The organism is Mycobacterium toneyamaense (assembly GCF_055384815.1).
The window spans coordinates 22,438-45,404 of record NZ_AP040333.1 but is presented as its reverse complement, the minus strand read 5'-3'; the positions used below and the strand labels follow the sequence as shown (position 1 = coordinate 45,404).

Here is a 22,967-nt window from a genome sequence, read left to right as displayed (position 1 = left end):
GCGTCCGCTGCCCAGCGAATGGTTACGCGCGCACCCTGCGGCGATAGGTGACCTTGTCGAATTCCCGGCCGTGTTCGTCGACCGCGGTGACGTCCATTTCGCTCAGCAGCTGCCCGGGCCTGACATCGACGCGGATGAAGGCGTAGTTGCGGAAGCGCACGCGCGACCAGCCGACCGCCTCCGCCTTCTTCTTCCCTTCAGCAGTCCAGACATAGCTGTTCGGGACGAAGGTGTCGGGAGCTTCGTGGCCGCGGTAGCTCTCGGGCTCCCCGGGCTGGAAACCGTATCGGGGCCGGCCGGCACAGCCCACCGTGTAGTAGACGGTGCCGTCGGTTTCCGCGTCGACGGTCGAATTGTCGCCGGCGACCTTGGTGGGGCGGTCGCCGCGGATCGGGTCCGTGCGCTCGTAGACGTGGTTGTGTCCCTGCAGCACGAGATCGACCTGATACCGGTCGAACAACTCGCACCAGGCCACCCGCACACCGCCGTCGCTGGCGTGCGAGTCGGTGGTCGAGTACGCGCAGTGGTGGAAGAAGCACACGATGAAGTCGATGTTGGGGTCGGCGCGGTAGGCGGCCAGGGTGCGCTCGACCCAGGAGTTCTGGGTGCCGTCGGAATAGCCGGTGTTGGAACGGATTTCGAAGCTCACGTCGTTGGCGTCCAGTGACAGCACCGCGACGTTGCCGTAGGTGAACGAATAGACCGACGGGCACGCCGCCGGCCCGTTGTCCGGAAAGTCCATGCGCGCCAGGTGACCGCCGTAACCGTGACTCGGATACGAGGCCTCCATGTCGTGGTTACCGGTCGCGAACATCCACGGCGTGCTCGCCGCACTGGCCTCGATGGAGCCCAGATAGACGTCCCAGACGAACGGGTTGTACTTGTCGAAGCCGTGCGCGGCCTTGCCCCCGGACGGGACGAACGACAGCGGCTTGCCGCCGCCGGACGGGTCGGCATACGCGATATCCCCGGCCAGCAGATGGAATTCGGGGTTGGACGCGACGATCTGATTGAACACGTTGGCGGTGTGCGGGACGTCGGGCTCGTTGTCCGGCTTGTAATAGCTGTCGTCGTAGTCGCCGCGTTTGAGCCCGGCAGGCTGGCGCGGTATGTCATCGGTGCCCTGGTCACCCATCATCGTGAACCGGAACGGCGCCAATGTCTTTCGCACGCTGGGCATCGCCGTCTTGGCCGACCGCACGTCGCTGACGAAGCCGTCCTCGGTGCGCCACCGGTAGAAATGCGCGCTGCCACCGGGCAATCCGTCGACGGGAACATGGGCGTAGAACTGCTCGGCCGCAAGGACACCGCGATCGCTGGTCGGGATCTGCGTGACGAGGTTGCGCACCTCGGCCTCGACGGTCGCGCCCAACTGATCGGTGGGCCCGTGGTCGACGAACACTCTGGTGCCACCGGGATTTCGCGACAACTGCGCGGCCAGCCGCAGCTGGCTGTCCGCGTCGCCGCCGAAACCGACCCGGCGGTTGGCCACGCTCAGCGGCGCGTCCTGTGCGTAGGCACGGCGCCCGAACGGCGCCAGGCCCAGGGCCGCCACCGCCGCGGCGGCCGCCGATCCGCGCAGGAAATTCCGTCGCGATACGCGGTGCCGGCGCAGGTACTGCTGGTGCCAGTCGTACTGCTCGGCGATGGTCATGGTCGTCGACAAGTTGTCGGGGATACCAGTGTCCGGGATTTCGCCGGCAACGGTCAGTCGGGTCGGACGCACCCGTCGATCGTGGCCCAGCACGGAGCATCTGGCGAGTCCGACACCGGAATCAGGGCCGAAGTTCAGCCGGGGTTCACGGAATCGCGATCAACGACGCCGGAACCAAGCAGACGGCATCGAGGTCCGGTCTGTGCGCCATACGCTGAAGCCATGAGTCGCGTCGCATGGCCATATTCCGCACCTGCGGTCACCGCACTGGTGGTGGCGCTGACCGCCTGCGGCATGCCCTCGGCCGCCGCTGCCCCCGGGGAACCCGCCTGCCCGGGCACATCGGTCACGGCACAACAGTTCGTCGGCGCCTGGACCAGCCCGGACGATCCGACCACCACGACGCTGGCGCCCGACGGTGCGCTGCGGTCGCGCGGGGCGGGCGACGAGTCGGGCACCTGGAGCGTCCGGCCCATCGGCCAGACGCCGGGCGCCGGTCAGCTGCCCGATGACGGCATCTGTGTGTTGTGGCTGCACTGGGCCAGTCCCGCGCCGTCGTTCGACGCGTTCTACGTGCCCTTGAAAGTGACCGGGGCACAACTGGAGTTGAGCTACGTCGGGCGGGGTAACACCCTCACGTGGATCCGCGCGACCGACCCGAAATGACACTTTTTGTGATCTGAAAAGTCTTGGGCTGTCCCGAACTCTTTCTCAGCAACGCCTCAGTTGGCGGCGGCACGGTGGAGACATCAAGCGCGAGCACGCCTGTCTTACCGACGTTTCGAGAAAGTAGTCAACGCCAATGAGACACCCGTCAGAACAGCCGACCCCCGACAACCAGCACCTCTGGTCGCGGCAGTACGCCGCTGAGCAGGAGAAACTGGTCCAGTGGAGCAATGACCGCTACCAGCGTCCCCACGCATCGGACGCCCACACCCAACCGATTCGGACTCCGTACCTGGCGCCGCAGCAGTATCCCGCCGCGCCCGTTCCGCCGGCGCCAGCTAAGCGCTCGCGCTCCGGGCTGCTGGCTTTCGGTGTCGCCGCGGTAGCCATCGCGGCGGGCGCGGCCGGCACCATGGCCGCGGTCGATCACTATGGCAGCGTGGCGCCGACGGCGCAGGTTCCGCTCGCGGCCGGAATTCAGAGCCGCTCGCTGCCAACGGCTTCCGCACCCGCGCCGGCGGCGCCGGCCGGCTCCGTCGAGGCGGTGTCGGCGAAGGTGTTGCCGAGCGTCGTGAAACTGCAGGTGCAGACCGGCCAGCAGGGCGGCGAGGGCTCCGGCATCGTCCTCACCGCGGATGGCCTGATCCTGACCAACAACCATGTCGTCGCAGAGGCCAATCAGTCTGCCGCCGAACAGGATTCACTGCCCAGCGGGCTGAGCCCGAGTGGCCGGCTGCCCCGCGGCCTGACGGGCGGCGGCCAGACCAAGGCGACCGTCACGCTGGCGGACGGGCGCACCGTGCCCTTCACGGTCGTGGGCGCGGACCCGGCCGACGACATCGCGGTGGTGAAGGCGCAGGGCGTGTCCGACCTGACCCCGATCAGCATCGGCTCTTCCAAGGACCTGCGCGTCGGACAGAACGTGGTCGCCGTCGGCTCGCCGCTGGGCCTGCAGGGCACCGTGACCACCGGCATCATCAGTTCGCTGAACCGTCCGGTGAGCACCGGTGACGAGCAGACCGGCCAGCAGTCGGTGATGAGTGCCATCCAGACCGACGCCGCGATCAACCCCGGCAATTCCGGTGGTGCGCTGGTCGACATGAACGGCAATCTGATCGGGGTGAACTCGGCGATCGCCTCGCTGGGTGGTGGTCCGGAATCCGGTGGCTCCCAGCCGGGCTCGATCGGCCTCGGCTTCGCGATCCCGGTCGACCAGGCCAAACGCATTGCCGACCAACTGATCTCGACCGGCACGGTGCAGCACGCCTCGCTGGGCGTCAAGCTGGCCGCCAACAACAGCGCGCAGGGCGCGGCCGTGGCCGGCGTTGTCGCCGACGGTCCCGCGGCCGCGGCCGGCCTGGACAAGGGCGCCGTGATCACCAAGGTCGACAACCAGCCGATCGACAGTCCCGAAGCGCTCGTCGCGGCCATCCGGTCCAAGGCGCCCGGTGACAACGTCACCGTGACCTACGCCGACCCCTCCGGAGCGGAGCGCTCCGTGCAGGTGACCTTGGGACAGACGGAGGCCTAGACCGCCCGCACGTCCTGTCCCGCAATCCCTGTGAGGGTTGTGTACGCCGAACCCGAGATACGCGTACACAACCCTCACAGGCGTTTCCGGGCATCGCCGCGCCAACCGGATTCCAATCGCGCCGTCCTACCCTCTCCGTGTCGACATCTCCGGAGGGGCCATGCGCGTCGAGTCCATCGTGGCGCTGATCGCCGTGATCGTGATCGTGGATATCGCCGTCCTCATTGCGCTGCTGCGCAATCACCGCGCCCGGACCGCGCCCGCCCATCCGGCGACCACCGGCGCAACGGAACTCGGCACCACCGACGTACCCAAGACATCCGCGGCGCCCGTCCTGGCGAAGGCGTTCCTTGCCGTCGGGCTGTCGTTGGCCGTCGCGGCCGGTGTCTGCGCGGCGATTGTCGCCCAATCGAATTCGTCAGACAGGCACGCTGACGGGACTGTCGTCGAGCTGGTGCCCAGCGGCGGCGGCAGCAGCCCGCGCTACCGGGCGCGTGTCGAATTCGCCACCTCCACGGGAACCCACGTCCGCTTTCTCAGTTCGATCAGCAGCAATCCGCCTCCCGCCAAGCTGGGCGAACACGTCGACGTCCGGTACGACCCCGACGACCCGCACGACGCCACCATCGACAGCTATTGGCAGGTGTGGTTCCTGCCGACCCTGCTCGCCATCATCGGCGCCCCGTTCCTGCTGGTGGGCGCCGGATTCGGGATCGTGAGCCGGGCCGGCCGCCGCCGCGGGCCGGAACGCCTCTGAACTGGCCCGGCCGCCAGCAGATTGCCAGGTTCATCTGCGCTGCCGCAGGTCATGCGCGGATGTATCGTCTCTCCAGTTCCAAATTTGCTGTGAATCGGGGGAAATGGCCCAGTACTACCTCTCGGGTGCAGTAGCGGCCCGGGTCGACGGCACGCCGGCAGCGCTCGGCGGACCGAAGCAGCGGTGTGTACTGGCCGTCTTGCTGGCCAATCACGGCACGGTGGTCAGCATCGACCGCCTGATCGACGCCGTCTGGGGTGACGAGCCCCCGCCGAAGGCGCTCGCGTCGGTGCGCTCGTATGTGGCCAACCTCCGCCGGGTTCTCGACCCGGGCGCCGACGTCGGGCCCGACCAGACCGCCGATGCCCGCCGGGGCGACGCGCAGCGACAACGGCTCGCCTCCCACCCCCACGGCTACCAGCTGAATCTGCTCGGCGGCGACACGATCGACCTCGTCAGCTTCGAAAGCCTTGTCTCGAAAGGCCGGACGGCGCTGATCCGCCACTCGGCCGGTGCCGCCGTCGAGATGCTGACCGAGGCGCTGGCACTGTGGCACGGAGATCCGTTCGGCGAGTTCGCCTATCACGAATTCGCCGCACCCGAGGCCATCCGCTTCGCAGCCCTGCGAACCACCGCCATCGAGGCCCGTTTCGACGCGGCGCTGCAACTCGGCGGCGGCGGTGAACTCGTACCCGAAATCGAGGCGGCCCTGGCGGAACATCCACTGCAGGAACGCTTGTGGGGCCATCTGATGCTGGCACTACACCGGTCCAACCGCACCGCCGACGCCATCCAAGCATTCGACCGGGCCCGCACGACACTCGACCGCGAGGTCGGTACCCGGCCCGGCGAAGGCCTGCAGACCCTGTTCGAGAAGATTCGCGACGGCGCCGCGGAACTGCGCGTCGCACCCGCACCGCACGTGCTGAATCCCGATCCGGACCCGGCCGCGCCGCCGCCGTTCGTCGGCCGGGACGCCGAACTGGGCGCCGTCACCGCGGCGGTGCGCCGGGCCGACGGCGGCGCCGGCGGGCTGACGCTCGTGACCGGCGACAGCGGCATCGGCAAGACCACCCTGGCGCAGGCCGCCGTCGACCGCGCCCGGGCGGCGGGCATCGCCGTGGCCTGGGCCGGCCACCCGAGCGGGGTGAAGCTGCCCCTGCTGTGGACCTGGATCCAGCTGCTGCGCCAACTGGGTGGCGAGCTCGGCACCACCGGCCGCAAGGCCGTGCTGCGGGAGGCCCCCGGCGTCGTCAACGCCCTGGTTCCCGAATGGCACGGCGATGACGACCTCAACGCCGGCAGCCGGTTCGCGCCAACGGGATTCGCCCTGGTCGAGCGCATCGTCGCGGCACTGCGCGAGCTGTCGACCCTGGCCCCGATGGTGCTCGTCATCGACGATCTGCAACGGGCGGACCCCGCCTCGATCAACACCCTCGTCCTGCTGTCCGAAGAGTTCCCGCGCGTCCCCATCCAGGTCATCGGCAACTGGACCTTCTTCGGGGACGACCGGCCCATGAACCGGTCCTCGTTCGAGCGCATCGTCCGGTCGAACGACACCGTCACCCTGCATCTGGACGGCATCGACCCCGCGGCCGCCGCAGACCTCGTCGACGCGGTGGTGGGCGGCACGATCCCGCCGGCCATCTCGGCACAGGTCTGGGAGCAAGCCGGCGGAAACCCCTTCTACATCAAGGAACTGGCGCGGGCGCTGGACACCGACGGCGCGCCGCAACGTGGCCATCCCGCGCTGTCGGATGCCGTGGTCGGTGTCGTCGGCCGCCGGCTCGGCGTCCTGGACCGGCCCTGCCGTCGGGTGCTCTGCGCGGCCGCCGTCGTCGGGCCCGAATTCAACGTCGCCGACTTGGCCGACATCGTCGACCTGTCGGTCTCGACGGTGCAGAGCCGGCTACGTCCGGCGTATCAGACCGGCCTGCTCGACGAACTGCCCGCCCGTCCCGGCGCCTACCGGTTCAGCCACGGCCTGGTGCGCGACGCGCTCATCGCGCAGCTCGCCACCACCGACCGCACCAGCGTGCACGCCGCGATCGCCACCACGCGGACGGCCACGCTCGCGACCGCCGCGTACGAACACGTCATCGCAACCGCCGACCATGCCTGGCGGGCCGGCGCCGAGTTGAATCCCGATGTGGCCCTTGGCATTCTCGAGATCGCCATCCAGCGGGCCCTGAACCGGTCCGCCTACCACGACGTCGCCGGGCTGGCCGAGCACGCCCTGCAGATCGGTGACCGACTGCCGGCCAAACCCGAACACCTGGACCGGCAGGCCACCTTGTGGCTGCACCTGGCCGGGGCGAAGAACATCCTCGAGGGGCAGGCCAGCGAGTCGGCCGCCGCGGCCGTCCAGCGGGCCTTCGAGATCGGTCAGGAAGTCAAGGGCCGCTCTTTCTACGGCGCCATCGCGCTGCAGTCCATGCTGTTGTGCGCGCACGGCCGCATCGACGAGGTCGAGATCATCGCCATCGGCCTGCAGGACCAGTACGACAAGTCCGGCGATCCGGTGATCGGTCTGGTCAACGACTTCGTGCACATCCTGCAATACACGCTGCGCGGCCATACCGACATGCTGATCAGCACCGGGCTGCACATGATGGACAACTTCCCGCCGCCCGAGACGGTCACCGATCCGCTGCACTTCTTCCATCCCCGCGTCTACTGCTGGATGGCCATCGCCGAGGCCGTCCGCGGCGACCTCGATGCCATGCGCGAATACCACCGCCGCGCACTGCATCTCGCGCAGAGCCGCGGCGACGTGTTCAACATCCTGGCCGCCCGGCTGACCTACGTCGAATGTGCGGCAGTACTCGGTGTCACCGACGGCATCGCCGAGCTGGCCGACCAGGTCGACGTCGAGTTCACCGCAGCGGGCAGCCCCCAATGGGCAGCATGCGCGCGCATGGTCCGGGTCTGGGCGCAGGTCATCGGCTCGGGCGAGGGCGACGCGGCCGTCGCCTTCCAGGCGTTCGACGAATACACCTGTGACGGGACGACCGTCATGAACACGATGTTCCTGTGCCTGCTCTCCGACATCGAGTTGCACCAGGGCCGTCCCGACAGCGCCCGTGCCCTGGTGCACCGGGCCGGCCGCCTCGCCGATGCCACGGGCGAACAGGCATTCGCCCGCGGCATCGCCGAACGGCTGGCGGCCCAGTCCGTCGAGCCCGTGTGAATCAGGCCTTGGCGGTCCGGTCGGGCAGTTCCTCGCGCCACTGCCGCCAGATGGCCCGGTCCGTCATCAGGTCGAGCACACTGCCGAACCCGGACGGATACACCAGCGAGACAACCCATTTGCGGGAGTCCCCGCGGCTGACCTCGCAGCCGCCCCGGTACAACTGACGTAACCAGGTGACCGTCACCGCGTCCCGCGGGAAGTCGAAGATCACCACCTCCTCACCCGCGGACAGCTTCGCCTGGTAATCGGTCAGGCCCAACTGGTCGTCGACCCACTTCGAATACTCGGACGCAAGGCACCGCACCTGGGTGTCCGTCAGCTCGAGTTCGACGTTCACCCACCAGGTGTTGGTACGGCTCTTGAGCAGATACGCCTTGGTTCGGGGTGGCGCCGTCGCCATTTCGTCAGAAGGTGATCTTCAAAGACTTGTCCACCGCGTCCAGCGCCTCGAACAGCTCGTGGCCCTGGCTCTCGTCGCTGGTCGCGTTGATCTGCAGCACGTACAGGCCGTCGGGTCCCTTGAAGACCACCGTCTCCTGCCCGAAGGCGGCCTTGCCACCGCTCTTGAGGTTGTAGGTGCCGGCGATGCGGAACGCCGGGAAGCCGGCCGAGGTGCCCGGTTCCTCACCGACGGACTCGAAGCCGGGGAGATTCTTCACCTCACCGCCTGCGAGCTTGAGCAATTTGTCCGGGTCCACCGGACCGTCGAGGCGGGACACCAGCGCGACGATGTTCGCGGTGTAGTCGGTGCTCTGGGCGCCGGGCCCGGTGTAGACGAGGGCGCCGTACGCGTAGTCGGGAGTGTCTTCGCCGGCGCTGTCCCAGCCGGTCGGGCGGTCGATGTCGACAGCCGGCGCGCCCGGATCCCCAGGATGGATCGACGTTTCCTGAATCTTCTCTTCCTTGATGTAGTCGGCAATCGTGGGATTCGTGCCGGATTCCTCGGCCTTACGCGGCTTCAGCTTCGGCGCGGCCTTCGTCGACGACGTCGCGCTCGAGCTGCTGCTCGAACTCGACGAGCTGGAACTGGAGCTGGTCGAGCTCTTGCCCTTGTCTCCGCCTCCGCAAGCGCCCAGCGTGATGCTCAGGCAGACCGCGGCTGCAACGGCGATAACAGGCCGATGCGACATCTGCATCGTGACTCCTCAGGGGTAGACGACGGACGCCGGTCACGTCCTCGGCGCCACGATATGGACGGCCGATTGGAATTCCGTTGAACCCGGCGGCGCACGCGCTTGGAACGGCGGCCACCAACCGGACCCGCGCGGACTTCCAACCGGATTCCAACACCGCGGCGCTAACTTTTGCCGTCCGCTCGATCAGTGCGGCGCCGGTGGCTGGCGCCCGAACTCGGAAGGGGTTGGCGACATGACCAACACGATGTGTCAGAGACTCGTTCTGGCATCTGCGATCACGGCTGCCGTGTTCGGCGCCGCCGCCTGCTCCAGCGGGACGCCGTCGGTGAGCAAGAAAGACGTCGAGAGCCAGATCGTCGAAAAGATGACCGGCGCCGACGGCAAGAAGGCCGATTCGGTGACGTGCCCCGACAACCTCGCGGGCCAGAAGGGCGCCGAGGTCAACTGCACCATGAAGGTCGGCGACAAGACCAGCACCGTCAACGTCACGGTCACCAGCGTCGAGGGTGAGCAAGTCAAGTTCGACATGGTCCAGACGATCGACAAGGACCAGGTCGCCAAACAGATCAGCGAGGAGCTGGGACAGCAGTTCGGCACCAAGCCCGAAACGCTGACCTGCCCGGAGAACTTGAAGGGCACGCCCGGCGCCACGCTGCGCTGCGAGCTCAAAGACAGCGGCCAGACCTACGGCGTCACGGTCACCGTCAACAAGGTCGACGGCTCCGACGTGAACTACGGGTTCAAGGTCGACGACAAGCCGACGTCGTAACCGATGGGAATTCACCGGGCCCTCTGGCGGGCATCTGCGCTCCTGGCGGTCTGCACCCTGACCGTCGCCGGCTGCGGCGAGAAGCACCTGAATCCACAGGCGGGCCCGTCGGCTTCGGCCAAGCCCATGGCCCCGCCTGCCGAGATCCACGGCGACGCTTCAGATCCCGTGAACAAGCTCGTTGCCCAAGCCATCGGCGAGATCCAGGCGTACTGGAAGGACGAGTTTCCCAAGCTGTACGGCAAGGACTACACACCGGTCGCGGGCGGCTTTTACGGCGTGGACCCGAAGAAGGGCCCGGTGCCGCCGTGCGCGGATTCTCCGGAGGAGGTCGCCGGCAACGCGTTCTACTGCTCCAAGGGTGATGACGTGGCCTGGGATGCCACGGGGCTGCTCCCCGACTTGCGAAATAAATTCGGGGACTTCGTCATTCCACTCGTGTTGGCCCACGAGTGGGGCCATGCGATCCAGGCCCGCGCGAACTTCCAGGGCGAGACAGTGACCAAGGAGATCCAGGCCGACTGCTTTGCCGGAGCGTGGGCCGCCCACGCCAAAGACACCTACAACCCAAGTGGTGACGATCTCGACAACGCCCTCGCCGGTTTCCTGTTCCTGCGTGACGAGCCGGGTACCGCCAAACACGATCTGAGTGCGCACGGTAGTGGATTCGACCGCGTTAGCTCGTTCCGCACCGGGTTCAGCAAGGGCCCCAAGTCCTGTGCGGACTATCGCAACGGTGACCCGGTGGTGGTCGAACTGCCGTTCAACAATGCCGCCGACCAAGCTGCCGGGGGCGATGCCCCGTACGACGCGATAATCGAAGGTGTCCCAGACGATCTCGAGGACTACTTCACACAGCTGATCCCGGAGCTGACCGACGGCAAATACGACTGGACTCCACTGAAAGCACCACGCAAGATCGATCCCGACAAGGCACCAGACTGTGGCGGCAAGTCGATGAAGGGCTCGGTGCTGTACTACTGCGTCGACGACGATTACGTCGGCTTCGACAACGTCAAGACGATGCCCGACATCTATGACAGCGGCGGCGATTTCTCGGTAGCGACGCTCATCGCAACGCAGTACGGGCTGGCGGCGCTGATGCGCATGGGTCAACCTCAGGACTCAAAACAGACCTCGCTGCGCGCCGACTGCCTGGCCGGCTCGTGGGCTGCCAGCATCCTGCTGCACAACCGCCCGAACAGCAGATACAGCCTCTCGCCGGGCGACTTGGACAAGGCCGTCGCCGCCCTGCTGCTCTACCGCACCGACCGCGGCGACGTCGAACACCACGGCCAAGGGACCGAACGCATTGATGCATACCGGCGTGGGGTGTACGACGGCGCCAAGCCCTGCCTGACCCTCTGACATACCTCGCCAAAGGAGCCCCTTCATGACCCAGCCCGACCAGACCACCGTCGCCGCGGACGAGACGCCGGTCGAAGAGAAGATCCCGGCATGGCGTGGGTTGCTGGACTCGATGCACCCGAAGGCCTTCTTCTCGATGGCCAACGGCCAACCCGCCGGCATCAAACAGTTTGCGCAGTTCTGCCTGCTGTTGATCTACCCGGGCTGGCTGATCGCGGCGCCGCTGTGCGGGATCATCTACTACGTGGGGTACGGCGTGATCTACGCCGTACTGTGGCCGATCTTTTGGCCGGTGCGCCGATGGATGAAGAAGAACCGGCCCGAGGAGTATGCCGCCAGTCAGCTCAAGTGAGCGGGCACCCTATCGCTTCAGGAAGTCGAAGAAGTGCGGCGTCGTGTCGACCCGCAGCCGCGTCAGCTTGCGGTAGCTGATGAGCCACCGGCCGTGTTCCAGGCGGTACTGCTCGTGATAGTGGCCGTAGCCGTGGAGATGCTCTTCGGCTTCGCCGTTGGTCCACCACAACTTGTCCTCCATGGCCCAGATGCCGGTGGCCGTGGTGTCGCTGGTCAGCTCGATCTCGGGGGTGTGACCGTGGTGGACGGTGGTGACGGTGGTGCCGCCGTCGAGCAGTGACCGAATGGCGCGCGTGAGTGCCTCCCTGCCGACGACGCGGTTCTTACTGCCGGCAGTGGGCGTCCAATTGTTGTTGTCGGGCAACCCATCCCAGGTCTCGGACACGACGTCGTCGGTGTGCAGCGTCGGATAGACCTCCCACTGCTTGGTATCCATGCACCGCAGCCGGCGGGCGAAGGTGCGCTTGATGGCCTCGATGGCGCAGGCCTGGTCGCCGGTGCCGAGGGTGATGTCGGTGGTCATTCGATCTCTTTTCAGGATGTGCGGTTTCGTCGGCGCCAGGGCGCCAGGAGCAGTTCGCAGGCACGGCGCATGTCGCGCTCGGCCTGCTCGGGCGTCGTCTCCCCGGTGATGGCCCACGACAGGATGCCGTACGCGCACTGCTCGATCAGGAGCGCGATCTGCGTCTGGTCGGCGGTGGGCGCCGCGATCCCGGCGACGCCGAGGATGTTGCGCCGCAGGTTGTAGTCGCCGCGGACCGTCGACTCGGCGCGCCGGGCATTGACCGACGTGATCATCGCGCGCGCCAGTAGCGGACGGGCCAGCATGTCCCGGATGATGCCGGCCATGAACTCGGTGACGTCAGTGACCGGGTGCCCCGTCGACGGACCCGGCGGCGCGGCGGTCTGGGTGAGGTGAAACAGCAACGCCGCGAACAGGTGATGCTTCGTGGGGTAGTAGCGGTAGACGGTGGTGATCGAGACCGCCGACTGATCCGCCACGTCCTGCATCCGGACCTCTTCGAGGCCGTACCGCGCCCCCAGGAGCGCGGCGGTCGCGAGGATGCGGTCACAGCGGTCGATCTGCGCGGGGGTCCTGGGAGTCGCCGGTTCCCGGTCGAGCGGTGCGCGGGGCATGGCTACACCGCCGGCCCAGAGGGCGTGCCCTGCAACATCTTCTGGATCATCGCGTGTGACGCCAGCAGCACCTTGTCGCGATCGGTGGTGGCGTGGACCGCCGGACTGGCGGCGTGCATCGAGATGACGTGCACGGGTCCGTTCGCGAGATTCGCGAGGCCTTCACGGGCGACGTCGGCCGGATCGGACGCGGGCATGCCGGGGACGTCGAAATTGAGGCCGACGCGCTCCATCGCCGGTGTCCTGGTGAGGCCGAGGACGAGTTCGAGGACGTGCACGTTGTGCTCGCGCAGCTCCAGCCACAGACCCTCGGCGTAGATCCGGCTGAATGCCTTCACCCCGCCGTACACGGTGTGCCGCGCCGAGCCGAGGTGCCCGGAGAGCGAGCCGACCAACATCAGCCCGCCCCGGCGACGCTCGCGCATCGGCGCGCCGAAGTGGTGGACCAGCCGCAGCGGGGTGGTGACGTTCAGGTCGATGACGCGCTGGAACTCCGTCAGGTCGCCGTCGAGGAACTCGGCGCTGTGGGTGTTGGCGCCGGCGTTGTAGATGAGGAGTCCGACCTCCAGATCGGTTGTGGCACTGATGATCTGATCCACACCGTCATCGGTGGTCAGGTCGACGGTGAGCTCGCGCACCGCCACGCCCAACTCGCGACAGCGAGTGGCGGTGGCCTGCAGCGGCCCCGGCTTGCGCGCGATCAACACCAGGTTGACACCGGCCCGCGCGAGCAGTGCCGCGAACTCGGCCCCGACGCCTTCCGAGCCACCCGCGATGACGGCCCACGGCCCGTATTGCTGCAACTGCAATGCGTCCTCACTAGACAAGTTCATGCCCCATATCTAAAATTCATTTTAGTTTTCAGCGTCCGAGGGTAGCCGATCCAGACGCCAGATCGGAAGGGCGCATAAATGCGGATAGGTCTGCAGACGCCAGTGGTGATCCAGGTACCCGCCACCGCGTCGGCGTGGGAAGCGACGGCCGGCGCCGCCGAGATCGGGGAGATCGCCGCCGTCGCCGACCTGCTCGGCATCGACTACCTGACGTGTTCCGAACACGTCGTCGTGCCGACCGATGTGGCGGCCACCCGGGGCGCGACGTACTGGGATCCGCTGGCCACCTTGGCTTTCATCGCCGGGCGCACATCCCGCATCCGGCTGGCCACCTCGGTGCTGGTGCTGGGCTACCACCATCCGCTCGAGATCGCCAAGCGTTACGGCACCCTCGACCAGGTCAGCGGTGGCCGGTTGATCCTGGGCGTGGGCGTCGGGTCGCTGCGGGAGGAGTTCGACCTGCTGGGTGCGGCCTGGGACGACCGGGGCGCCCGCGCGGACGAGGCAATGGCCGCGCTGCGCACGGCATTGCCCACCAATCATCCAGTGCACCAGGGTGATCACTACAACTACGACTCGTTCGTGATGGACCCCTGTGCGCTGCAACCGCGCGTACCGATCTGGGTGGGCGGCCGGACCCGCCGTTCGCTGCGCCGGGCCGTCAAGCTCGGCGACGGCTGGATGCCCTTCGGCCTCGCCGCGGCCGAGATCTCGACAATGCTTGCCACCGTGGAACTTCCGACGGATTTCGACATCGTGCTCGCCACGAGGCCGCTGGATCCCATGGGTGCGCCGCAGCAGACACTCGATGCACTCGGCGTGCTTGAGGACGCCGGCGCGACGGCCGCGACCTGCGTGATCGCCTCCCGATCCGCGGCGCACTGCTGCGAACAACTCGGCGCCCTGGCAGATCTGACGAACCTGCTGACCACGGAGGCGAGATGACCGAACAGCGACTGGCCGAGCTCGAAGCGCGGTTGCGCCGCATAGAAGATGAACGCGCCATCGAGCGGATGATCGCTTCCTACGGTCCGCTCGTCGACGCCGGCGAGGCCGACGCCGTCGCCGCGATGTGGGCGCCCGACGGTGTCTACGACGTCGAGAACTGGCTCATGACCGGGCCCGCCGACGTCGCGGCCATGGTGCGCTCACCCGGTCACCAGGATTTCATCACCACCGGTTGCACCCACTTCCTGAGTCCCGCCGTCGTCACCGTCGACGGCGATGAGGCGGTCGCCGTCTGCGAGTCGACGCTGTTGCTCAGGCGCACAACGACTTACGAACCCATCCGGGCCGGCGTCAGCCACTTCCACCTTCGCCGGGCCACCGGGGCGCCGCACGGCTGGCAGATCGTCAAACGCGTCACGCGACTGCTCGACGGAACCGAGAGGCCCCGCAGGTTGCTGTCGGACGGTATCGCCGGACGGCTCCCGGCCTAGCCGCGCACCCGGTCCAGCGTGTGCCCGGCCATGGCCGCCAGGACGCGGTGGGCCCGGGCGACCATCGCCGCGGCGGACTCCTCGGGATGATTGCGCCAGAACAGCATCAGCGCCGACACCATGTGTTCCCAGACGCCGGTGGCAGCCACCAGGTCGACGGGATCGGTCAGGCCGACACTGCCCAGGGACCGCGATACCCCGGCGAACGCCTGCTGGCGGAGGATCGTCCGCTGCTCGCGCGCGGCATCGCGCGCCGGGCCGTGGGGGACCGACCGGTCGAACAGCACATGCCAGTCGCCCGGGTGCCCCTCGAACGTCGTGAAGATGGCGGCCAGCACGGGCTCGCCAGCGGCGGCGCCGGCCCCCGCCAAGTGGTCGGGGGAGTTGAGCGCGTCGGCGACGGCGTGCTCGATCTGGGTGCCGATCTTGGTCACGCAGGCGGCGTAGACCGCCTCTTTCGAACCGAAGTAACTGATGATCAGGGTCTTGGAGACGTCGGCCTGCGCGGCGATGGCGGCCAGGGACGCGCCCGCGTACGTGGCACGGCTGAATTCGGCGATGGCGGCCTCGACGATCAGCTGCTCACGCTCACCGCGCGGCACACCTTTGGTACCGGTCCTGCCGGTGACGGGGCGCGTGGTCATCGGGACAGCCTAATCAGCCCCGCAGCACCTCTGCCCCGGAGTTGACCGTTGCCTGGGACGAACAGGCAATTCAGTCCGGCTGAACGTCGATCCACTCCAGATATGCACTGCCCGAGACCGATCCGGTACCCCAGGTACCGGTATAGGAGTACGCCGTCACGTATCCCGGTCCGTGCCCGAGGCGCCACGGCGCGTCGACAGTGCCGATCAGCGCCAGAATTTCCCGGTCGCCATCACGCACCGACCACTTGAACTTGCGGGGCCTCCGCATCGTGTTGCCCCGATCGTCGACGAGCGGCTCGCCGTACTCGGTGACCGCGAAGTGGACGTCGGTGTAGACCTCGGTCTCGCCGCCGAGCACCCGCACGTGGGCCAGCTTGCAGGCGGTCCGGCCCCGCGCCCGGACGTCGGTCAGCAACACCTGCGTGCGCTCGTCGAGATTGATGATCTGGTAGGTGAAGAAATCCAGCGGCAGTTTCAGCTGGGCCGGTATCGGCCGGCGCGTAAGTGCTTGGTGCGTGCGGATTCTCGCGTACTCGAAGGTGCCCAGACCGCTGACCGCGACGCCGTCGACCGTGCCGGTGTAGGGCGCGAGCAGGCTCAGGTGGTCATAGATCGGCGACTTCACGAAGTACGAAACCTGTGCTGTGACATTCAGTTTGAGGTCTACGTCGAACTGCGGATAACGGCCGCGGACGACGACGTGCGGCAGGGCCACGTTGATGGCCAGGTCTTCGGCCCAGCGCAGCCGGCGGGCATCGGCGGTGAACCAGCAGTCCGCGCTCATGTCGTAGGCCCGATAGAACCGCTGATCCGCATGCGCGGTCGACGAGAAGACCGTGGTGGTGTCGCGCGCGTCGGCGGCGGCCAGGTGGTCGAGATCGAACAGTTCGGCGCCCGACGCACCCAGCAGCGTCATGGTGTTGAGATAGCGGTAGGGCTCGGGCAGGTCCGGCACGAACACACCGAAATGCGTGACGCCCCAGGCACGTGAGAGGTCATGCGGCCGGAGAATCTCCGGGGCGTCGAACGGCAGGCGCGACGCCGGCAGGCGACTGTCGACCAGCGGCAGCATGCCGTCGATGACGACACGCGACAGCGCGCGGGAGATCGGGTGCGTCTTCATGGAGTCCTTGTCTGACGTGGGATCGGCGACTAGGTGAGGGCGGCGAGAGCCCGGTCCGCCGTGGCGGGGGAGATGAGGTCGATGGTCGGCAGGACCGCGCGCAGCACCGCGGGGCTGACCTCCACCGGCTGATGGGTGACCGCCCGCACGATCCAGCGTCCGGCCTCTTCCGCCGACAGTGCCGGGGCATCCTCGTATTCGGCTGTGGGCGCGATCATTTCGGTGCGCACCAGTGGGAAGTAGACATTGGTGGCACTGATGCCTGGGTGGGGCCGTTCGGCATTGAGGCTGCGGCCGAAGATCGCCAGCGCACTCTTGGAAGCGGCATACGCGGAGAAGCGCGGGAACGTGTTGGCGTGCAGGCCCCAGGTACAGACGTTGACGACCTGACCGCGGCCACGCTCGATCATGCCCGGCAGCAGCCCCAGGCTCAGCTGAACAGCAGCCAGGTAGTTGAGGGACATCGTGCGCTGATAGTCGTGCAGCCGGTCGGTGGCGTCGGCGATGCTGCGGCGGATCGAATGTCCGGCGTTGTTCACCAGCACGTCCACGCGTTCGTCGGCGAGGTCGGCCAGCAGCCGGGCAGTGGCCGCCTGGTCGGCCAGATCGCAAGTGCGCCAAGAGCATCCGGTCTCGGCGGCGAGCGTCCGTAGTTCGTCCTCCCGGCGGGCGACGGCGATGACGGTTGCACCGCGCGCGCGGAGCTGGGTGACGGCCTGCCGGCCGATACCGGCCGAGGCGCCCGTCACGACGATCGTCAGGTCGCTGACGTCACGTCCCGGGCCGGCCAGCACGGCGTCGAGTCGCTCGGGCAACAGGGTGCGGCGCTGGACGAAGTCCATCACGGCATTACGAATGAACATGGCTTCCTCCCACACGGTGTTCTCACCGGGACGTCGCCGATATTACCACTCGGTTACTTCAGCCTCGGCCGGTGATGCCCGAGCCGCCCATCCACAGCGGCGGTTCGCAGTGATCACCGGCCGCGGTATGCGGGACCAACCCGCGCCAGCGCTGACGGCGCGTCATCCGGTCGTAGTGTCCGGCGGCGACCGACTTCAGAAAGTCCACACTGTCGCTCAGGTAATCCAGCCCATAGCCGGTCAATACATACGTGGGCAGGCCCGGCAACGACTGCTCCGAGATGTCGTACCGCTCGCTGCGGTGGTGCGTCCCGCGATCATCGACCTCGGCTGTCCACCGCAGTGCCGACGGCACGTGCCGCGCCGCCGCCGTCGCCGTCGCCTCTACGGCCGTCCGCCAGTCGACACCGGTCCCGGGCGCGATCCAGAAGGGCGCCGGGTTTTCGTGGACGATCTCTGTCCTCATGCCGATCCCCTTCCGCAGCTCGTGCACCGAGTGTGAGCGCGGGCGACGCGGTCGGGGAAGTGCTTCCTACGCCAGCGGGCCGTTTCCTCGCACGAATCACAGATTGGCCCGCCAGCGGGGGCTACAGCCGGTACATCTCGCGCTCGGTGGCCGCTTCCTCGAAAAGCAGGTCGGGACGTCCCCGATGCGCGGTGTGCGCCCGCGCGGCGGCGATCCGGGCCGCCCAGGTGGGATTTCCAATTACGTTGCGCCGGAATCGAGTTCGCGGTACGAGGACGACCGCGGCCAGGCTCGGCCGGCAGGAGAATGCAGTCATCGACGAACCCTACGAGCCGAGACCACGGCTGGGCATCGTGCTGGGGACGGCTCCGTCCTCATACCGGGGGCGGAGCGCGCTGTTCACTTTCCTGCGCGCAGGCGGATCAGACGGACTCGACCTCGGCCTTGATGCGGTTGAGCGTGGTCCTCATGTCCCGGATGTTGCGCCGGGTGCGCAGCTGGCCGCCGAAAATGCCGAACACGGTGTCGAGGAGGCCGGGCGTCATCCAGAACGACTCGGTGACATCCGTGCCGTCACCGGCGGGCGCCAGGGCATAGTGCCAATTGTTTACCGCCTTGTCGCCGGCAAGCACCGCGAAACCGAACTCGCGCCCGGGCTCACAGGCCGTGACCCGGCACGTCGTCCAGTAGATCGGCCCGATCTCGTTGCGCTTGACGTGACCGCGGAACAGCGCGCCCAGTGCGGGTCCGGTCGCTCCGTCCAGCCATTCCGACTCGAACACTTCGGGCGAGTATTTCGGGGTGTTGCGAATATCGGCAATCAGATTCCAGACCTGATCGGCCCGCGCGTTCATGTGGACGGTAACCGAACCCTTCATGGCGCGATCCTATCGATCGGTACCGCCCGGCAGGTCACCCTCTTGTTTCGGCTGGATCGCCTACACGGGCCTCACCACAACACCCGATAAATGCAAAAGCCGCGAATCCGAACCGGATTCGCGGCTTTTGTTGTGTGGGCGAAGGGGGACTTGAACCCCCACGTCCCGAAGGACACTGGCACCTGAAGCCAGCGCGTCTGCCATTCCGCCACTCGCCCCAAACAACTGGGAGAGAGTATCACCACCCCCACCCCCGGCTCCAAATCCGCGCCTGACCACCCGATACGGCTCAATTCGGCCCGCCACGACCGCGAAATCCCGCGATCGGCCGGTCCGCGTGCCGGCCGGCCACCTCCTGACCTGCGGCTTTCGAATTCTCACGATTCTGTTGGTCACGTATTGCAAGGTCAGGCCGATACCATGCGTAACAGTGGTGTCCGCGGTTATCGCGCACATCACATCTGGACCACCGAGACGAAGCGAGGCAGGGGGACATGGGTCTGGTCGACCGGATCGAGCGCAAGCTCGAGACCACGGTCGGAGACGCTTTTGCCCGCGTCTTCGGGGGGTCGATCGCACCCCCGGAAGTCGAGGCCGCCCTCCAGCGGGAAGCCGAATCCGGTGCCCGTGATGTCGGTGGCGGCCGTATTTTGGCACCGAACGAATACGTCATTACGCTCAGTAACACCGATTTCGAGAAGGTGAACGCCGATCCTGACCTCACACCCAGTGCTTTTGCCAAACACCTTGAGGGATTCGTCCATGAGCGGGGATGGCAAACGTATGGTGAGGTGGTCGTCAGGTTTGAGCCGTCACCTGGCCTTCATACCGGCCAATTCCGCGCCCACGGCGCGGTCAACCCCGACTCAACCGCCGGGCCACCGCGGCCGGCACCCAGCGACCGCGTGCACACCGCAGAACCAGGAGTACCAACGATGACTGACAACCCGACCCACCGTCCCGGCCCGGGACAGGGCCAGCCAGGCGACGAGTACGACTACGGACGGCAGCCCGACGAGCAGCGCGGTCAGCAGTACCCGCAGGACCCGAGCCAGGGAGGCTACGGCCAGCCCCCGCAGGGTTACGGCCAGCAGGGCGGCTACGGCGCGCCGCAGGGTGGCCCCGGATACGGCCAGCAGGCTGGCTATGGCCAGCCTGAGCAGGCCGGTTACGGCGCCGGCCCGTCGGGGTACGGCCAGGGCGGCTTCGGCGGCCCGCAGGGTGGTCCTCCCGGACCGCCGCCCGTCGGTCCTCAGCATGGTTACGGCCAGCCCGAGCAGGGTTACGGCCAGCAGAGTTACGGCCAGCAGCCCGAACAGGGCTACGGCGGCCAGCAGGGCGGCTACGGCCAGCCCCCGCAGGGCGGCTACGGCCAGCCCGAGCAAGGTGGCTACGGCCAGGGCGGTTACGGCCAGCCCCAGCAGGGCGGTTACGGCCAGCCCGACCAGGGCTACGGCGGCCAGCAGGGCGGCTACGGCCAGCCGCAGCAGCAGGGTGGCTACGGCCAGGGCGGCTACGGCGAGCAGAACTACGGCCAGCCGCAGCAGCAGGGTTACGGCCAGGCGCCGGCCGATCAGGGCTACGGTCATGCCCCCGCTGATCAGGGTTACGGTCAGCCGCCGGCCCCGGGTGGCTACGGCGACCAGGGTTACGGTGGCGGCGCAGGCGCCGGCTACGCCGAGCCCGACTACGGTCAGCCGGCCGGCGGCTACGGCGGTGGCTACGGCGCCGCGGGCGCGAACGTCACCCTCCAGCTCGACGACGGCAGCGGCCGCACCTACCAGCTGCGCGAAGGCGCGAACGTCATCGGCCGCGGCCAGGACGCGCAGTTCCGTCTGCCCGATACCGGCGTTTCGCGCCGGCACCTCGAAATCCGCTGGGACGGCCACACCGCGCTGCTCTCGGATCTGAACTCGACCAACGGCACCACCGTCAACAACGCACCGGTGCAGGAGTGGCAGCTGGCCGACGGCGACGTCATCCGGGTGGGTCACTCCGAGATCGTGGTCCGCGTTCACTGAGCCCGGTTTCTGTCACCGGCCGGATGATGTTCGCACCGGCCGGTGAGCGCCAAAGTATCGTGACGATGCCGACGGCTACCGGGCACCGGGCCCAGCCTCGACGCGGCAACGGAGAGGACGTCGGATGCAGGGGTTAGTTCTGCAGCTGACGCGGGTCGGTTTCCTCCTGTTGCTCTGGCTTTTCATCTGGTCGGTCCTGCGCGTCCTGCGCACCGACATCTACGCCCCCACCGGAGCCGTCATGGTGCGGCGCGGCCTGGCGTTCCGTGGCACCCTGCTGCCCAACCGGGACCGACGCCGGTACGCGCGCCAGTTGGTGGTGACCGAAGGCGCCCTCGCGGGCACGCGGATCACCCTGACCAGCCAGCCCGTGCTGATCGGCCGGGCCGACGACTCCACCCTGGTGCTCACCGACGACTACGCCTCGACACGGCACGCCCGGCTGTCGCCGAGAGGCTCCGAGTGGTACGTCGAAGACCTAGGATCGACCAACGGTACATACCTGGACAGGGCGAAAGTGACGACGGCGGTAAGGGTTCCAATGGGAACGCCGGTTCGAATCGGCAAGACGGTAATTGAGCTGCGCCCGTGACACTCGTACTCCGATATGCCGCGCGCAGCGACCGCGGCCTGGTCCGCGCCAACAATGAGGACTCCGTCTACGCCGGGGCCCGCCTCCTGGCCTTGGCGGACGGCATGGGCGGCCACGCCGCGGGCGAGGTCGCCTCGCAGCTGGTGATCGCCGCGCTGGCGCACCTCGACGACGACGAACCCGGCGGCGATCTGCTGGCCAAGCTGAACGACGCCGTCCACGACGGCAACGCCGCCATCGCGGCGCACGTCGAGGCCGACCCCGAGCTCGAGGGCATGGGCACCACGCTGAGCGCCATCCTGTTCGCCGGGACGCGGCTGGGCATGGTGCACATCGGCGACTCCCGCGGCTACCTGATGCGCGACGGCGAGCTGACCCAGATCACCAAGGACGACACCTTCGTCCAGACCCTGGTCGACGACGGCCGCATCACCGCCGAAGAGGCGCACAGTCACCCGCAGCGCTCGCTCATCATGAAGGCGCTGACCGGTCACGAGGTCGAGCCGACGCTGACGATGCGCGAGGTCCGCGCCGGTGACCGCTACCTGCTGTGCTCGGACGGCCTGTCCGATCCGGTCAGCCACGAGACCATCCAGACCGCCATGCAGATCCCGGACGTCGTGGACTGCGCCGACCGGCTCATCGAGCTGGCGCTGCGCGGCGGCGGCCCCGACAACGTGACGGTCGTGGTGGCCGACGTCGTCGACTACGAGTACGGCCAGACCGCACCCATCCTGGCGGGCGCGGTGTCAGGTCAGGACGACGACACCCTGCCGCCCAACACCGCGGCCGGACGCGCCTCCGCCTTCAACCCCAAGCGTGTGGCAGCGGCCGCGAAAAAGCCTGCGGCACAACTTGATCCACCGCAGCGCAAGAAGCACACCCGGCGCAATCTGATCATCGGCGCGATCCTGCTGATCCTGCTGCTCGTGAGCGGACTGGCCGTCGGGCGCTACCTGATCCGCAGCAACTACTACGTCTCCGGCCACAACGGCTCGGTCTACATCATGCGCGGCGTGCCGGGCTCGCTGCTCGGGCTGCCGCTGCAGGAGCCCTACCTGCTGGCGTGTCTGGACAGCCACTCGGACATGACGATCATCGGCGTCGACGACACCCGGGCGGGCTGCCAACCCATGAAGGTCGCCGATCTGCGCGAGTCCGGCCGCGCCCAGGTCACCGCCGGCCTGCCGACCGGCACCGTCGACGACGCGATCCGTCAGCTCAAGGAACTCAGCCGCGCCTCGCTGCTCCCGGTGTGCGCGCCGCCCGTCGCCACCCCGCCGCCTCCCGCACCTACGCCGGCACCGTCGCTGTCGGTGGTGCCGCAGCCGCCGCGCGGGCCGGCCCCCGGTCCCGAGGCCCCCGCATCGACGACGGCCGCTCCGGCCCCCGCACCGGCACCCAGCCCGGCGCCGGCTCCCAACCCATCCAGCCCCGCGCCTGCCCCGACCTCGCCCGCGGCTCCGTCCCCGACGGCCACGGCACTCCCTCCGCCACCTCAGGAGCCGGGCACCAACTGCCGGAACGCATCATGACGGCC

General features: G+C 68.0%; 24 protein-coding genes and 1 tRNA gene. 12 read left to right on the top strand and 13 right to left on the bottom strand.

Annotated features, from left to right (window positions below; all coding sequences use genetic code 11):
* Positions 1-22: 22 nt before the first annotated feature.
* Positions 23-1,654: a metallophosphoesterase gene (locus tag ACZ5IQ_RS00230; RefSeq protein ID WP_318985910.1), complete on the bottom strand. Its 1,632-nt coding sequence runs from the start codon at positions 1,652-1,654 to the stop codon at positions 23-25.
* Between the two features lie 222 nt (positions 1,655-1,876).
* Here ACZ5IQ_RS00230 and ACZ5IQ_RS00225 point away from each other — a divergent pair, with 222 nt between their 5' ends.
* The 4 genes from ACZ5IQ_RS00225 (at position 1,877) to ACZ5IQ_RS00210 (ending at position 7,798) form a co-directional block, all read left to right on the top strand.
* Positions 1,877-2,320, top strand: a complete 444-nt coding sequence (locus tag ACZ5IQ_RS00225; protein WP_464480629.1) for a hypothetical protein — start codon at positions 1,877-1,879, stop codon at positions 2,318-2,320.
* A gap of 361 nt (positions 2,321-2,681) precedes the next feature.
* Positions 2,682-3,851, top strand: coding sequence for a S1C family serine protease (locus ACZ5IQ_RS00220; protein WP_061000084.1), 1,170 nt, complete (start codon positions 2,682-2,684; stop codon positions 3,849-3,851).
* A 160-nt stretch (positions 3,852-4,011) separates the two neighbouring features.
* Positions 4,012-4,608, top strand: coding sequence for a DUF3592 domain-containing protein (locus tag ACZ5IQ_RS00215; RefSeq protein WP_464480628.1), 597 nt, complete (start codon positions 4,012-4,014; stop codon positions 4,606-4,608).
* Between the two features lie 103 nt (positions 4,609-4,711).
* The gene (locus tag ACZ5IQ_RS00210; protein WP_464480627.1) at positions 4,712-7,798 is read left to right on the top strand and encodes a BTAD domain-containing putative transcriptional regulator; all 3,087 of its coding nucleotides are present in this window, start codon (positions 4,712-4,714) and stop codon (positions 7,796-7,798) included.
* Position 7,799: 1 nt separating this feature from the next.
* Here the strand turns inward: ACZ5IQ_RS00210 and ACZ5IQ_RS00205 are convergent, their stop codons facing one another.
* Both ACZ5IQ_RS00205 and ACZ5IQ_RS00200 read right to left on the bottom strand, forming a co-directional pair.
* The gene (locus tag ACZ5IQ_RS00205; protein WP_212807832.1) at positions 7,800-8,201 is read right to left on the bottom strand and encodes a hypothetical protein; all 402 of its coding nucleotides are present in this window, start codon (positions 8,199-8,201) and stop codon (positions 7,800-7,802) included.
* Between the two features lie 4 nt (positions 8,202-8,205).
* Positions 8,206-8,937 carry an LpqN/LpqT family lipoprotein gene (locus tag ACZ5IQ_RS00200; protein ID WP_212807831.1) on the bottom strand — a complete coding sequence of 244 codons (732 nt, stop codon included), beginning with the start codon at positions 8,935-8,937 and terminating at the stop codon, positions 8,206-8,208.
* 232 nt (positions 8,938-9,169) lie between these two features.
* Here ACZ5IQ_RS00200 and ACZ5IQ_RS00195 point away from each other — a divergent pair, with 232 nt between their 5' ends.
* The 3 genes from ACZ5IQ_RS00195 to ACZ5IQ_RS00185 are packed head-to-tail and all read left to right on the top strand — an operon-like array spanning position 9,170 to position 11,426.
* Complete coding sequence (locus ACZ5IQ_RS00195; RefSeq protein WP_212807830.1) at positions 9,170-9,706, top strand: anti-apoptotic protein; 537 nt, start codon at positions 9,170-9,172, stop codon at positions 9,704-9,706.
* A gap of 3 nt (positions 9,707-9,709) precedes the next feature.
* Complete coding sequence (locus ACZ5IQ_RS00190) at positions 9,710-11,074, top strand: neutral zinc metallopeptidase (protein ID WP_212807829.1); 1,365 nt, start codon at positions 9,710-9,712, stop codon at positions 11,072-11,074.
* A 25-nt stretch (positions 11,075-11,099) separates the two neighbouring features.
* The gene (locus tag ACZ5IQ_RS00185; protein WP_212807828.1) at positions 11,100-11,426 is read left to right on the top strand and encodes a hypothetical protein; all 327 of its coding nucleotides are present in this window, start codon (positions 11,100-11,102) and stop codon (positions 11,424-11,426) included.
* 9 nt (positions 11,427-11,435) lie between these two features.
* Here ACZ5IQ_RS00185 and ACZ5IQ_RS00180 read toward each other — a convergent pair whose 3' ends face one another.
* Genes ACZ5IQ_RS00180 through ACZ5IQ_RS00170 form a run of 3 tightly spaced genes read right to left on the bottom strand, consistent with a single transcriptional unit; the run spans position 11,436 to position 13,398 of the window.
* Positions 11,436-11,951 carry a nuclear transport factor 2 family protein gene (locus tag ACZ5IQ_RS00180; RefSeq protein WP_212807827.1) on the bottom strand — a complete coding sequence of 172 codons (516 nt, stop codon included), beginning with the start codon at positions 11,949-11,951 and terminating at the stop codon, positions 11,436-11,438.
* 11 nt (positions 11,952-11,962) lie between these two features.
* Positions 11,963-12,565: a TetR/AcrR family transcriptional regulator gene (locus tag ACZ5IQ_RS00175; protein WP_212807826.1), complete on the bottom strand. Its 603-nt coding sequence runs from the start codon at positions 12,563-12,565 to the stop codon at positions 11,963-11,965.
* 2 nt (positions 12,566-12,567) lie between these two features.
* The gene (locus tag ACZ5IQ_RS00170) at positions 12,568-13,398 is read right to left on the bottom strand and encodes an SDR family NAD(P)-dependent oxidoreductase (RefSeq protein WP_212807825.1); all 831 of its coding nucleotides are present in this window, start codon (positions 13,396-13,398) and stop codon (positions 12,568-12,570) included.
* A 78-nt stretch (positions 13,399-13,476) separates the two neighbouring features.
* Here ACZ5IQ_RS00170 and ACZ5IQ_RS00165 point away from each other — a divergent pair, with 78 nt between their 5' ends.
* Both ACZ5IQ_RS00165 and ACZ5IQ_RS00160 read left to right on the top strand, forming a co-directional pair.
* Positions 13,477-14,343, top strand: coding sequence for an LLM class F420-dependent oxidoreductase (locus ACZ5IQ_RS00165; protein ID WP_212807824.1), 867 nt, complete (start codon positions 13,477-13,479; stop codon positions 14,341-14,343).
* Positions 14,340-14,837: a nuclear transport factor 2 family protein gene (locus ACZ5IQ_RS00160; RefSeq protein WP_061000052.1), complete on the top strand. Its 498-nt coding sequence runs from the start codon at positions 14,340-14,342 to the stop codon at positions 14,835-14,837. The genes ACZ5IQ_RS00165 and ACZ5IQ_RS00160 overlap by 4 nt, the downstream gene beginning before the upstream one ends.
* On the opposite strand, the gene ACZ5IQ_RS00155 is transcribed toward ACZ5IQ_RS00160, so the two are convergent.
* The 7 genes from ACZ5IQ_RS00155 to ACZ5IQ_RS00125 form a co-directional block, all read right to left on the bottom strand.
* Complete coding sequence (locus ACZ5IQ_RS00155; RefSeq protein ID WP_371824501.1) at positions 14,834-15,481, bottom strand: TetR/AcrR family transcriptional regulator; 648 nt, start codon at positions 15,479-15,481, stop codon at positions 14,834-14,836. The genes ACZ5IQ_RS00160 and ACZ5IQ_RS00155 overlap by 4 nt on opposite strands.
* A 70-nt stretch (positions 15,482-15,551) precedes the next feature.
* Positions 15,552-16,607, bottom strand: a complete 1,056-nt coding sequence (locus ACZ5IQ_RS00150; RefSeq protein WP_212807823.1) for a DUF6670 family protein — start codon at positions 16,605-16,607, stop codon at positions 15,552-15,554.
* Positions 16,608-16,636: 29 nt separating this feature from the next.
* Positions 16,637-17,470 carry an SDR family NAD(P)-dependent oxidoreductase gene (locus ACZ5IQ_RS00145; protein WP_212807822.1) on the bottom strand — a complete coding sequence of 278 codons (834 nt, stop codon included), beginning with the start codon at positions 17,468-17,470 and terminating at the stop codon, positions 16,637-16,639.
* A gap of 58 nt (positions 17,471-17,528) precedes the next feature.
* A complete protein-coding gene (locus tag ACZ5IQ_RS00140; protein ID WP_212807821.1) occupies positions 17,529-17,936 on the bottom strand; it encodes a hypothetical protein in 408 nt (135 codons plus the stop codon).
* A 121-nt stretch (positions 17,937-18,057) separates the two neighbouring features.
* The gene (locus tag ACZ5IQ_RS00135; RefSeq protein WP_212807820.1) at positions 18,058-18,252 is read right to left on the bottom strand and encodes a hypothetical protein; all 195 of its coding nucleotides are present in this window, start codon (positions 18,250-18,252) and stop codon (positions 18,058-18,060) included.
* 106 nt (positions 18,253-18,358) lie between these two features.
* Positions 18,359-18,814 carry an SRPBCC family protein gene (locus tag ACZ5IQ_RS00130; RefSeq protein WP_133425704.1) on the bottom strand — a complete coding sequence of 152 codons (456 nt, stop codon included), beginning with the start codon at positions 18,812-18,814 and terminating at the stop codon, positions 18,359-18,361.
* A 135-nt stretch (positions 18,815-18,949) separates the two neighbouring features.
* Positions 18,950-19,032 (bottom strand) — tRNA-Leu (locus tag ACZ5IQ_RS00125).
* Positions 19,033-19,308: 276 nt separating this feature from the next.
* On the opposite strand from ACZ5IQ_RS00125, the gene ACZ5IQ_RS00120 reads away from it, so the two are divergent.
* The 3 genes from ACZ5IQ_RS00120 to ACZ5IQ_RS00110 all read left to right on the top strand — a co-directional run bounded on the left by ACZ5IQ_RS00120 (position 19,309) and on the right by ACZ5IQ_RS00110 (position 22,962).
* The gene (locus tag ACZ5IQ_RS00120) at positions 19,309-20,835 is read left to right on the top strand and encodes a DUF3662 and FHA domain-containing protein (protein WP_133425703.1); all 1,527 of its coding nucleotides are present in this window, start codon (positions 19,309-19,311) and stop codon (positions 20,833-20,835) included.
* Between the two features lie 124 nt (positions 20,836-20,959).
* The gene (locus tag ACZ5IQ_RS00115) at positions 20,960-21,427 is read left to right on the top strand and encodes an FHA domain-containing protein FhaB/FipA (protein WP_064859211.1); all 468 of its coding nucleotides are present in this window, start codon (positions 20,960-20,962) and stop codon (positions 21,425-21,427) included.
* Positions 21,424-22,962: a PP2C family protein-serine/threonine phosphatase gene (locus ACZ5IQ_RS00110; RefSeq protein ID WP_464480626.1), complete on the top strand. Its 1,539-nt coding sequence runs from the start codon at positions 21,424-21,426 to the stop codon at positions 22,960-22,962. The genes ACZ5IQ_RS00115 and ACZ5IQ_RS00110 overlap by 4 nt, the downstream gene beginning before the upstream one ends.
* Positions 22,963-22,967 lie beyond the last annotated feature (5 nt).